The organism is Pseudomonas sp. Tul2A7 (assembly GCF_054790505.1).
In genome coordinates, this window is the sequence record NZ_CP186499.1 from 6134613 (window position 1) to 6146700 (window position 12088).

At 61.0% G+C, this 12088-nt stretch carries 10 protein-coding genes; 9 read left to right on the top strand and 1 reads right to left on the bottom strand.

Annotated elements, in window-relative coordinates; genetic code table 11:
* The first annotated feature begins 20 nt into the window (after positions 1–20).
* From ACOYXJ_RS27275 to ACOYXJ_RS27310, 8 genes are all read left to right on the top strand, one after another.
* On the top strand, positions 21–518 hold the full coding sequence (locus tag ACOYXJ_RS27275; protein WP_137217270.1) for an Hcp family type VI secretion system effector: 498 nt from the start codon (positions 21–23) through the stop codon (positions 516–518).
* A gap of 15 nt (positions 519–533) precedes the next feature.
* The gene (gene tssE, locus ACOYXJ_RS27280; RefSeq protein WP_095120269.1) at positions 534–977 is read left to right on the top strand and encodes a type VI secretion system baseplate subunit TssE; all 444 of its coding nucleotides are present in this window, start codon (positions 534–536) and stop codon (positions 975–977) included.
* Positions 961–2754, top strand: coding sequence for a type VI secretion system baseplate subunit TssF (gene tssF, locus ACOYXJ_RS27285; RefSeq protein WP_460372640.1), 1794 nt, complete (start codon positions 961–963; stop codon positions 2752–2754). Before tssE ends, tssF begins: the two co-directional genes overlap by 17 nt.
* Complete coding sequence (tssG, locus tag ACOYXJ_RS27290) at positions 2718–3743, top strand: type VI secretion system baseplate subunit TssG (RefSeq protein WP_460372642.1); 1026 nt, start codon at positions 2718–2720, stop codon at positions 3741–3743. Before tssF ends, tssG begins: the two co-directional genes overlap by 37 nt.
* A 1-nt stretch (position 3744) precedes the next feature.
* Complete coding sequence (gene tssH / locus ACOYXJ_RS27295) at positions 3745–6285, top strand: type VI secretion system ATPase TssH (protein WP_460372644.1); 2541 nt, start codon at positions 3745–3747, stop codon at positions 6283–6285.
* 78 nt (positions 6286–6363) lie between these two features.
* Positions 6364–7554 carry a hypothetical protein gene (locus tag ACOYXJ_RS27300; RefSeq protein ID WP_150794702.1) on the top strand — a complete coding sequence of 397 codons (1191 nt, stop codon included), beginning with the start codon at positions 6364–6366 and terminating at the stop codon, positions 7552–7554.
* Positions 7555–7621: 67 nt separating this feature from the next.
* Positions 7622–9631, top strand: coding sequence for a type VI secretion system Vgr family protein (locus ACOYXJ_RS27305; RefSeq protein ID WP_460372646.1), 2010 nt, complete (start codon positions 7622–7624; stop codon positions 9629–9631).
* A gap of 12 nt (positions 9632–9643) precedes the next feature.
* Positions 9644–10186: a toxin-antitoxin system YwqK family antitoxin gene (locus ACOYXJ_RS27310; protein WP_150729981.1), complete on the top strand. Its 543-nt coding sequence runs from the start codon at positions 9644–9646 to the stop codon at positions 10184–10186.
* 237 nt (positions 10187–10423) lie between these two features.
* Here the strand turns inward: ACOYXJ_RS27310 and ACOYXJ_RS27315 are convergent, their stop codons facing one another.
* Positions 10424–10819, bottom strand: coding sequence for a DUF4280 domain-containing protein (locus ACOYXJ_RS27315; protein ID WP_016985257.1), 396 nt, complete (start codon positions 10817–10819; stop codon positions 10424–10426).
* 191 nt (positions 10820–11010) lie between these two features.
* Here ACOYXJ_RS27315 and ACOYXJ_RS27320 point away from each other — a divergent pair, with 191 nt between their 5' ends.
* Positions 11011–12078 (top strand): phosphotransferase family protein, encoded by a 1068-nt coding sequence (locus ACOYXJ_RS27320; protein ID WP_460372648.1) that lies wholly within the window; start codon positions 11011–11013, stop codon positions 12076–12078.
* The last annotated feature ends 10 nt before the right edge of the window (positions 12079–12088 follow it).

A 12088-nucleotide genomic window follows, 5' to 3' on the forward strand; every position in this document is an offset into this window, starting at 1 on the left:
CCCTTCAGGAGTTTCAAGCGATGGATGCAATCATTCTCGACCTCGGCGGCGACATCAAAGGCGACAGCCTGCTCGAAGGTTTTGCGGACAAGATCGAAGTCATGTCCTATAGCCACAACGTAGCGATGCAAGTCACCAACGACGTCAGCAACTCGGAACGCACCTCCGGCAAACCCCATGTCGGCGAGTTCACCGTGACCAAGTTTATCGACAGCTCGACCCCGTCACTCAATGAATACTGCTGCGCCGGCAAACCGATCCCCGAAGCCATCATCACTATCGGTCGCAACGCCGCCGAGGGCAGCGGACAGTTGATGCCCTTCATCGTCTACACCCTGACCAACGTGGTGATTTCCAACGTCAGCGTCAGCGGCGGCACCGGTGGCAAACCGGTGGAAACCCTGTCGCTGAACTTCACCAAGATCAAATGGGAACTCACCGCACAAAAAGACGATGGCACCAAGGAAGGCACCGCCGCGTCGACCTGGGACATGGCCGCTAACAAGCTTGTCAGCTAACCGGACGCCCCGGTCATGGCTGGCACCGGCATCCTACCTCCGCTGCTCGAACGCCTCGCCTCCAGCGAGGCCGACAGCACGCGGGAGTTCGATCGGCAGGATTTGCTCGACTCGGTGCACGCCGAGCTCGGGCGCCTGTTCAACACCCGCCGTGGCCCGCGCACGCTGACCCAGCCGCCCAGCGTGATCGATTACGGCATCGCCGACTGGAGTGCACTGCAACAGCAACGCAGCGATGACCGTCGGCGGCTGGCACGGGACATCCGCGAAGCCATTACTCATTTCGAACCGCGCCTGATTCTCGGCGAAGTTCAGGTCAATCCCGTGCCCGAACAACCGCAGCGAATGAGCATTCGCCTGATCGGCGAATTGCGCAGCGGCGAGCAACACTGGCCGGTGGCATTTGTCATCGAGCCCGGCGGGCAAGGGCTGGAGGTGCGCCATGAGCGACTCGATTGACCCGCAACTGCTCGATTACTACCAGCGAGAGCTGACCTGGCTGCGGCATGCCGGCGGCCAGTTTGCCGAACGCTATCCGAAAGTCGCCCGGCGCCTGCAATTGTCCCCCGGCGAATGCCCCGATCCACATGTCGAGCGGTTGCTCGAAGGTTTTGCCCTGCTGGCCGCACGTCTGCAACGACGGCTCGATGACGATTACGCCGAATTCAGCGATGCGTTGCTTGAACAGCTTTACCCGTTGGCCATGCGCCCGTTGCCGTCCTGCGCCATCGTTCAGTTCGAACCTGATCCAGGCAAAGGCAACCTCGACGAGGGCTATCCCCTGCCCCGCGACACCCCCCTCTTCGTGACCACCGGCAAAGGTGAAAGCATTCACTTTCGCACCTCGGCCGCTGTGTGTCTGTGGCCGCTCGAAGTCAGCGAGGTGCTGTTGCTTGGCGGTGATGAAGCGCAAGCGCTGACCGGTGTCGCGCAATCGCGCTCGGCACTGCGCCTGAGCTTGCGCTGCCTTGGCGAAAGCCAATGGGCGGAACTTGGCATCGAGCAATTGCGCATCCATCTGGCCGCGTCGCCAGTGGTGAATGCCGCCCTCTATGACTTGCTCGGCGCCCATGCGGTGCAAGTGCTGGCCGGGTCGCCGGGCAGCGTGCCGATCGTACTCAAAGGCCTGCCGAAAACCGTCGGTTTCAGTGATGACGAAGTCATGTTGCCGGATGAAGACGGTGTGCATCCGGGCATGCGTTTGCTGGCCGAGTACTTCGCCTTCCCGGAAAAATTTCACTTTTTCGATCTGCCGCTGAGCGGTGTCGCCAGTGACTGTCAGACGCTTTATCTGTACATCGTGTTCGACCGGGCGCCGGGCTGCCGCCTGCACTTGCAGGCCAGCGACATCGCTCTGGGCTGCGCGCCAGTGATCAACCTGTTCCCGCGCACCTCCGAGCCGCTACGCCCGGACGGCACCCGCAGCGAGTACCGTTTGATTGCCGACAGCCACCGCGAAAACAGCGTCGAGATTCACAGCATCCGAGGCATGCGCGCCAGCTCCAGCACCGGCGTACAACGGCTGCCAGCCTATTACGGGAGTCAGCACAGCAGCGGCGATCAACAACGCTACTGGCATGCGCGCCGGGTCAGCGGCATGACCGCGAACCGGCTCGGCAGCGACCTGTTGGTGAGCGTGGTCGACACCCGGTTCGAACCGCAAACCGATCTGCCCGACTACAGCCTGACGGCCGAGTTGCTGTGCACCAACCGGCACTTGGCCCAAAGCCTGCCCGCCGGGACACCGCTGGGTTTCGAACGCCCTGGCCCGGTGGCTTGGGCTCGCCTGCGCAACCCACCGAGCCCGCAAAGTCTGCCGCGTCTGGATGGCGATTCACGCTGGCGGCTGGTGTCGCAATTGACTCTCAACCATCTGTCACTGGTCGAAGGTCCGCAGGCGCTCGATGCTCTTAAAGAGATCCTGCAGCTGCATAACCTGCGCGATGAAACCAGTGCGGTACGGCAGATCGAAGGCCTGCTGAGCCTCAGTTGCGAACGGGTGATCGGCCATGTCGGCGGCGATGCGTGGCGCGGTTGGCGCAATGGTCTTGAAGTGCAGTTGCACCTTGATCCACAGCATTTTGTCGGCAGCAGCGCGGTGCTGTTTTCGGCGGTGCTGGCGCAGTTCTTTTCGGTGTACGCCACGGCCAATCGCTTTGTGCGCACGGTGTTGATGCAGGAAGACAAGGAGGTCAAGGCATGGCAACCCCAAGCCGGCATGCCCCTGTCCCTCTGACCCTGAGCCAGCGCCTGCGCCGTGATCCGCAGGCGTTCGAGTGGTTGCAGGCGTTGTTGTTGCTTGAGCGCGAGCAGCCGCAGGCGCAATCACTCGGCAGCGGCACCTCGCCGCAAGCGGAAGCATTGAAACTGCGCGGGCCTCTGACGCCGATGTTCGCCGCCAGCCAGATCGAAAGCCTGCGCGAGGTGCCGGGTGAATCGCTGACCCTCGACACGCCGATCTTCGGCCTTGGCGGCCCCGACGGCCCCCTGCCCTATGCTTGGCAGGAATGGCTGCAACAACGGGCGCGAGCCAAGGATCATGCGCCTGCCGAATTTCTCGATCTGTTCCAGCATCGCCTGCTCAGTTTGCTCTACAAGGTCATGCGCAAACACCGCATCGCCATCGGTTTTGTCACGCCCGGCGCGTCACCGGTACAGGCGCAACTGCGCGCGCTGACCGGGTTGTTGCCAAAGTCTTTGCAGGAACGCCAAGCGGTTCCTGATTGTGCGGTGCTGGCCTGCACCGCGTTGTTTGCCGATGGCCGCCGCTCATTGGCCGGGTTCGCCGCGATTGTGCGCGAGCAGTTTGCCGTGCCGGTCGAGTTGAGCGCATACCAAGGTGCGTGGCGCGAGATTCCGCCGGCGAGTCGCAGCGTCATCAAACCGGGAGGGCGCAATCTGCAACTGGGGCGCAACGCCGTCGCCGGCACGCGGGTCTGGGATGAACATGCAGGTATTCGTCTGACGCTCGGACCGTTGCCCTCGACGCAGGCCGGGCGGTTCCTGCCGGACGGCGAAGCGCATCCGGCGCTGGCCAGCCTCGCCGCGCTGTACTTCGGCCCGGATCTGGACGTGACGCTGGTGCTGCTGATACGCGGAGCCGGACCGCTGAAACTCAATCGTCAGACGCCGACGCAGGTCACCTGGAACGGCGGTCTGCAGCGGCAGGCCAGCCTCGCTGTACAGCGCATCGAAACCCGTCTTCGCCAGCTGGAGATCACCTGAAATGGAACTGGCCAGCCTGATCGGACGCCTCAACCCGGTCAACCGCCGCGCCCTTGAACGCGCCGCGCAACGGTGCTTGCAGCGTGGCCATCACTTTGTCGAGATCGAACATCTGTTGCTGGAACTGCTCGACATCGAGGGCGGCGATCTGGCTTTTCTGTTGCCGCGCTTCGGCCTCGAACGTGACGCCCTGACAGCCGAAATCAACAAGGCACTGGATCTGTTCAAGGCCGGCAGCACGCGCACGCCAGCACTGTCGTCACACACCTTGGGTTTGCTCGAAGACGCGGTGGTCCAGGCCAGTGTCTTGGGGCTCGACAGCATTCGTTCCGGGTTGCTGTTGCTGGCGCTGGTTGATCGCGATGAGCGCCGCAGTTTGTTGCTCAACAGTGCCTCGTCGTTACTGCGGATTCCCAAAGAAGCACTGCGCGCAAACCTGCTGGAATGGACGGAAAACTCTCGCGAGCATGTCGGCCCGCGCGCGGTGTCTTCTGCAAACCCGGCACCACGCCAGGACTCAGTGCTCGATCAATACACCCAGGACCTGACCGCCGACGCCCATGCCGGGCGCATTGATCCGATCGTTGGCCGCGACGGCGAGATTCGCCAATGCATCGACATTCTGCTGCGGCGTCGACAGAACAACCCAATTCTGGTCGGCGCGCCGGGTGTTGGCAAAACCGCCGTGGTCGAAGGCCTGGCCCTGCGCATCGCCGCCGGCGACGTGCCGCCATCGTTGCAGGAAGTCAGTTTGCGCGTGCTGGATCTGGGTCTGTTGCAGGCCGGTGCGGGGGTCAAAGGTGAATTCGAACAGCGTTTGAAAGGCGTGATCGATGCGGTACGCAGCGCCGACAAACCGATCATCCTGTTTATTGACGAAGCGCATACGTTGATCGGCGCGGGTGGTGCCGAGGGTGGCAGCGATGCGGCCAACCTGCTGAAACCGGCACTGGCCCGTGGTGAGTTGCGCACCCTCGCCGCGACCACCTGGATGGAATACAAGAAATACTTCGAGAAAGACCCGGCCCTCGCCCGCCGCTTCCAGCTCGTGCAGGTTGAGGAACCGGACGAAACCACTGCCGTGGAAATGCTCCGTGGCGTCGCCGCCAAACTCGAACAGCACCACGGCGTGCAGGTGCTCGACGCGGCAATCCATGAAGCGGTGAAGCTCTCGCACCGCTACATCTCTGGTCGCCAGTTGCCGGATAAAGCCATCAGCGTGCTCGATACCGCATGCGCCCGGGTCGCCCTCGGCCAGCACGATACCCCGCCGCCTCTGGAAAGCCTGCGCCACCGACAGAACAGCCTCAAGGATGAAGTCGAACGCTTGCGCCGCGAACAGGCGACAGGCCTGGATCATCGCGAGCGCATCACCCTGCTGGAAAGCGAATCGACCGGTAACGTGCAGGCCATCCGCGAACTGGAAACCCGCTGGGGCGAAGAGCGTGTGGCCGTGCGCGAGCTGCTCGACACGCGCCGCGAACTGCTCGACCTGAGCGAGCGCGCCGACAGCGACAAGCCCGATGAAGCCACCGACAGCCGCATCGATCATCTGGCCGCCGAGTTGTTGCGCCTTGAGGCCGGGCTGGATGCGATCCGCCAGGACGATCCGTTGGTGCCCGAACAGGTCGACGCGAAAACCGTCGCCGCCGTGATTGCCGGCTGGACCGGCATCCCGGTCGGCAAAATGCTCGCCGACGAAGCCCACGCCGTGCGCACCCTTGGTCAGCGTATGGGCCAGCGGGTGATGGGCCAGAGTACGGCGCTGAACACGATTGCCCAACGCTTGCAGGCCTATCGCGCCGGGCTGACCGATCCGCAGAAACCGGTGGGTGTGTTCCTGCTGGTTGGCCCTACAGGCGTCGGTAAAACCGAAACCGCTTATGCCCTGGCCGACGCGTTGTATGGCGGCGAACGCAATCTGATCAGCATCAATCTTTCCGAGTATCAGGAAGCTCACACCGTCAGCCAACTCAAAGGTGCCCCGCCCGGTTATGTCGGGTATGGCAGTGGTGGCGTGCTGACTGAAGCGGTGCGACGCAAACCGTATTCGGTGGTGCTGCTCGATGAGATCGAAAAGGCCCATCCAGATGTGCTCGAGGCGTTTTACAACGTGTTCGATAAAGGCTTGATGGAGGACGGCACCGGCTTGGTGGTGGACTTCAAGAACACCGTGATGCTGGCGACCAGCAACGTCGGCGCCGAATTGCTACTCGACACACCCGTCGCACAACTCGGCTCTGAAGCCTTTAACGAGGCACTGCACAAAGTCTTGTTGCAGGCCTTTCGCCCGGCGTTTCTGGCGCGCATGACCGTGGTTGCCTATCGACCGCTGGATGAGGCGACGCTGGAAGCGATTGTGTTGGCCAAACTGGAAAAACTGCGTGGCCGCTACAAGGCGGCGACGGGCAAGCAGTTCGAGTTTGATGCGGGAATTGTCAAAGCAGTACTCGCCAAGTGCAGCGCGGCGGGTGCGCGGGATGTTGAAAACGTCTTGATGACCCAGGTGACGGGGAAGTTGGCGGAGTGGGTCCTGGAATAAACAGCCGCCAGCCTCGCCGCACTGACATCAACCGAAACTGGCAACCGAAAACGTTTGAGCCAAGTAAAGGAGTACGCCATGCCATACGGCGAACAGCTGTCCATACAGCCTTGCGAAGTCAAAACTTCATTAGAGCCCCTGCAAGCCAGCATCGGCCGCCTGATCATAAGTATCAGGGCGACTGAAAAAGCACGTAAGGCAGCACTGGAAGCCAGAAAAAATCTGCTTGTCTACCAGCACCTGGTGATGGAGGACAACAAGAAGGCCCGCCAGACCTATCTGCGCGATATCTATCCCCAGGAGCTCAAAACGATCGGGGTGACGATCACCACGTTGCGGGCACGCATGCACAACATCGCGATTGTCGAGGAGAACGGCATCTATGTCAGTCTCGGCGGCAGCAAGGAAAAGATGTTCCATATCCTGACCGGGGACGACGCGTTTGAAAAAATCGTCGGCGAGGAAGGCCTGCTCCGACCCGTTTATGTAAAGAAGCACGGCATTCTCTCCGAGAAAGAAAAACACTATGTAAAAGACCACTTCCTGCGTTTTACCCGGCGCTATGCCTATGTGGAAAAACCTTGGGACGTTTTCGACATACTCCTGACAAACCAGGTCCTCAAGGGCAAGCATGTGCCAGATCTGGAAGGCGACCCGCGAAGAAAAAGTGCAAGCGTTGCGCAGAAGTACGATTTCGCCGAGTCAGTGCATGACCATGCGCGCATGTCCATTCGTGAACTGGCGTTCGTCAATCAGGAGGACGGCAGCACCGTACAGCGAGGCCTTCCGCTCGGGTCGACGCCGAAGGCATTGCATGGCAACGAGGGGTACCGTTTCGGCAGATTCGACGGCGTGTTATTGCAAGTGGATCTGGCCAGAATACCGGAGCATGAGGATTTCCTGCTGCTTAATCTGTACTGCTTCGATGCCCAGCGCGTCACGGCAGAAAACCCGACGTTAGGCCTGATCACTTACAACCTCAGGGCCAAAGGAGGGGGTGTCGTGCGCAAAGGTGCGAAAGCAAAGGCCACCGCCGAGGAAAGCAAGGCACACACCGATGGCAGCACGCAGAAAAACCGCGAACTGCTGTTGCTTACTCTGCCTTTGTCGGCGATCAGCAGCGTTTGTTTTCACAGCGAGATAAAGCTTCTCAGCCATGGTGAAGCAGTGAAAAAAATGATTTTCGACGCCGGTGGTGCCGTCAATGTGCCGACCTTTCATGCGCCTCATTGCGCGACATTTGAAGAAGAGCTTTTCCCCAAAAACTAACCATGGATTCACGTCTGGTGGCGCAGCCGCCCGCGTGTGAATCTGTCAGCAGAACAGAGGGTGATTAATGCCCCGCGCCACCGACAGCAACACCAGCCTTTCCCTCACCGCCACTTCGCTGTCGGCGCTCTATCCTGAGTCATTTTCCGGCGACGAAGCCCTGAACATCCTCGGCGCACAAATCCTCAACGGCCTCAATGACGGCACCTCACTCACCCTGACCAGCGCCGTCGCCACCCACGTCACCACCACCCTGCACAATGACGCGCAACTGCGCCCGTTCGATGCCCTCGTCGCCGAAATTCGTCAACTCCCCGCCGATGCGACCGCCGAGCGCTATCAACTGGTGCTGCGCCCGTGGCTGTGGTGGCTGACCCTGGCCAGCAACAACCGCGTGTTCCAGAACCTCGCCACCTCGGACATTGTCACGACGATTTTCAAGGCCCACGGTTTCAGCGACTTTCAGTTATTGCTGACCGGTAGCTACACGCCACGCGAATATTGCGTGCAATACGCTGAAACCGATTTTGCCTTCGTCTCGCGTTTATTGGAGGAGGAAGGGATTTTCTGGTTTTACACCCACGATGCAGGCAAGCACACCTTGGTGCTGGGCGATAGCAACGACGCTTTCGTACCGATTCCCAACGGGCCGACGGTCAAGTACCTGGGCCAGGGCCTTGGCGAGCGTGAACTGCATGGCATCCGCTCCGGGCAGGTCTGTCTGCAAGCAGTGGCCGGGGTCTATCGGGCGACGGATTTTGAATTCACCACACCGACCACCTCACTGTACGGGCAGGCTGAAGCGGTGGCCGGGCCGCTGTCGATGTACGAACATCCGGGCGGTTATACCGCCAAGGCACGCGGCGATACACTGACCAAGCAACGCGTTGACGGCTTGCGCAGTGAGGAAAAACGCTTTCTCGGCGAAAGCGACTGTCGGTGGCTGGTGCCGGGGCACTGGTTCACCCTCGAAGGCCACGACGATGCCAGTCTGAATATCGATTGGGTAGTGACGCGGGTCACCCACGACGTCAGCCACGAGCGCTATCGCAACCGTTTCGAAGCGATCCCGAAGGCCACACCGTATCGCCCGCAACGGGTCACGCCAAAACCGCGCATGCACCCGCAGACCGCGATCGTGGTGGGCAAGTCCGGCGAGGAAATCTGGACCGACGAGTACGGGCGGATCAAGTTGCAGTTCCCTTGGGATCGCGACGGCAAGAATGACGAAACCAGCTCCTGCTGGGTGCGCGTGGTGTTGCCCTGGAGCGGCAAGGGCTTTGGCATGCAGTTCATTCCGCGCATCGGTCAGGAAGTCATCGTCACGTTTATCGACGGTGATCCGGATCGGCCGCTGGTGACCGGTTGCGTCTACAACGGTGACAACGCCCTGCCCTATGCGCTGCCGGCCAATCAGACCCAGTCCGGAATCAAGACGCAGTCTTCCAAGGGTGGCGGTGGCTTCAACGAGTTGCGCTTCGAAGACAAGAAAGACGCCGAAGAAGTGTTTTTGCAGGCGCAGAAGGATCTGAATATCAACGTGCTCAACGACACCACGGCCACCGTCGGTCACGATGAAACCCTCACCGTGCAGAACGCCCGCACCCGCACGGTCAAGGACGGCGACGAGACTGTGACCCTGGAAAAAGGCAAGCGCAGCGTGACCATTCAGACCGGCAGCGACAGCCTCGATGTGAAAGATAGCCGCACGGTAACGGTGGGCGCCGACCAGAACCACAGCACCGGCGGCAACTACACCGACAAGGTCACCGGCGATTACAGCCTGACGGTGGACGGCAACCTGACAATCAAGGTCAGCGGCACCCTCACCCTGCAAAGTGGCGGCAGTTTCACGATCAAGAGCGGCGCCGATCTGGCGACCTCGGCCAGCACCTCGATCACGCACAAAGCTGGCACCGCGCTGACCAATCAGGCCGGCACTTCTCTGGACAACAAGGCCGGTACCACATTGACCAACGATGCGGGGATCAGCCTGACCAACAAGGGAGCCGCCTCGCAGACCGTCGATGGTGGCGGCATGCTGACCATCAAGGGCGGTCTGGTGCAGGTCAACTGACAAGGAGCAGCCATGGCGATTACACCGCTGGATCTGCAGCAGGACGACAAGCAACTCAAGGGGCGCTTGCAGGACGGTCAGCTAGAGGGGCCGTTGAACATCAAGGATGACGGGCGCAAACAGGCGGATCTGAATTACAGCCAGGGTGAACTGCAAGGTACATCGCTGCTCTATCACCCCAACGGCAAGGTCTCGGCGCAGATGCCGTTTGTGCGTGACAAGTTGCAGGGCGTGGCCAGTTTTTACGCGCCGGAGGGATTTCTACAGCGCAAGGCAACCTATCGGCGCGGGTTGTTGCATGGCGAGGCGTTCAATTACTTCCCGGATGGGCAAGTGGCGGAAGCCGAGGTTTATCGCGATGGCGTGCGTGAGGGGCGTTATCAGCGCTTTCATCCGAATGGCAAACCGGCGTTGGAGGCGCGCTATGTGAACGGACAATTGCTGGAGCCGGAGCAAGGCTTTGCCGAGGATGGGCGGCCGCTGGGCGCGGACGGCAAGCCGATTTCGCGGGTGCGCTGGTGGTATCGGCAGTGGACGGATCCGCAGCAGGCCTGAAAGCCCAGAAGAGCCCCTCACCCTAGCCCTCTCCCAGAGGGAGAGGGGACCGATTGGGGGAGATTGAAGAGGTACGCCGACGTGAAGGATATGCCGTGAATCCATAATCGACTGGATTCGATGCGCAGGGCTAATAATCGACTCGGTCGTTCAGGTCGACATTTTTTTCGGAACACCTCGGTCGGCTCCCCATCCCTCAGGGAGAGGGCTGGGGTGAGGGTTCAGCGGTTCAGCGGCTCACGGAATCAGCATCTGCATCTGCCCCGGCACCACAATCTTGATCACCCCCGCCCAGTTGCACATCAACGTCGAGTTGGCATCGATCGCCGGCATCCCGCCCAGCAACAAAGTCGGCGCCCCGCCGGGAATCCACGGTGTGGCCGTCGCGGGTATACACGGCATCGGCGTCAACACCCCCAGCGCGGCGGCGGTTGCAGCGGCGACCATCGGGTTGGCCAGGCTCATGCACACGCCAAACGGCAGGATATTCACCAACGGGATGTGATCCATGATGTTCGCCGCCGGCATCCCGCCGGTCAGCGTGCGGTTCACTGGCAACACGTTGAGCATCGACGGCGCAGCGCCGAAGCTGCATTGCAGCGTGGCCGTGGCACAGACTTGCGGACAGCCCATTTCAAAGCTCCTTTTTTGTCCATGGCATACCCGCTAAACCTTAGTCTGCTGCGGCTCGTCGCGCACATTCCCAAAGGTGATTATCCGGCAACACGCTAACCTATAAGACCGACCCGCGCTTGTGGCGACCTGAGCGCACCATTAGATTAGCCAATGATGTCTGGCCTCCAAAATAAGCAGAAGGGATAAGCATGGCGCTTACTGACCAGTCCACCCGTATCCGCTCCGGCGAAGAACTTGATGCCAGCCTGATCGATCCGTACCTCAAGGCGCACATTCCGGGCCTGAGTGGCACACCTGCGATCAGCCAGTTTCCCGGCGGCGCGTCGAACCTGACCTACCTGCTGGAATACCCGGAACAGGAGTTCGTCCTGCGCCGTCCGCCGTTCGGCCACAAGGCCAAATCCGCCCACGACATGGGCCGCGAATTCCGCATTCTCAATCAATTGCGTGACGGTTTCCCGTATTGCCCGAAGGCCTACGTGCACTGCACCGACGAATCGGTGATCGGCGCCGAGTTCTACGTGATGGAACGGGTCAAAGGGATCATCCTGCGCTCGGAACTGCCACCGGAACTGGGCCTCGATTCGGCAAAAACCGAAGCCTTGTGCAAAAGCTTCATCGACCGTTTCGTCGAACTGCACCGGGTCGACTACACCGCCTGCGGTCTCGGCGATCTGGGCAAACCGCAAGGCTACGTCGCCCGCCAGATCAAAGGCTGGAGCGAACGCTACGAAAAAGCCCTGACCTCCGACGCGCCACATTGGGAACAGGTCAAAGCCTGGCTCAACGACAAGATGCCGGCCGACCATCCGACCTCGAGCATCGTCCACAACGACTATCGCTTCGACAACGTCATCCTCGACCCGCACAACCCGATGCAGATCATCGGCGTGCTCGACTGGGAACTGACCACCCTCGGCGACCCGTTGATGGACCTGGGCAACACCCTCGCCTATTGGATTCAGGCGGACGACCCGGCACCAGTGCAACTGATGCGCCGCCAGCCGAGCCACGCGCCGGGCATGCTCACGCGCCGCGAGTTCGTCGATTACTACGCCGAACGTTCGGGCATCCAGATCGACAATTTCGACTTCTACTACACCTACGGCCTGTTCCGTCTGGCCGGCATCGTGCAGCAGATCTACTACCGCTTCTACCACGGCCAGACCCAGGACAAACGCTTCGCGCAGTTCATTCACATGAACAAACTGCTGGAGCAGATGAGCTTGCAGGTCATTGCGAAATCGAGCCTCTGACGGCCCACAC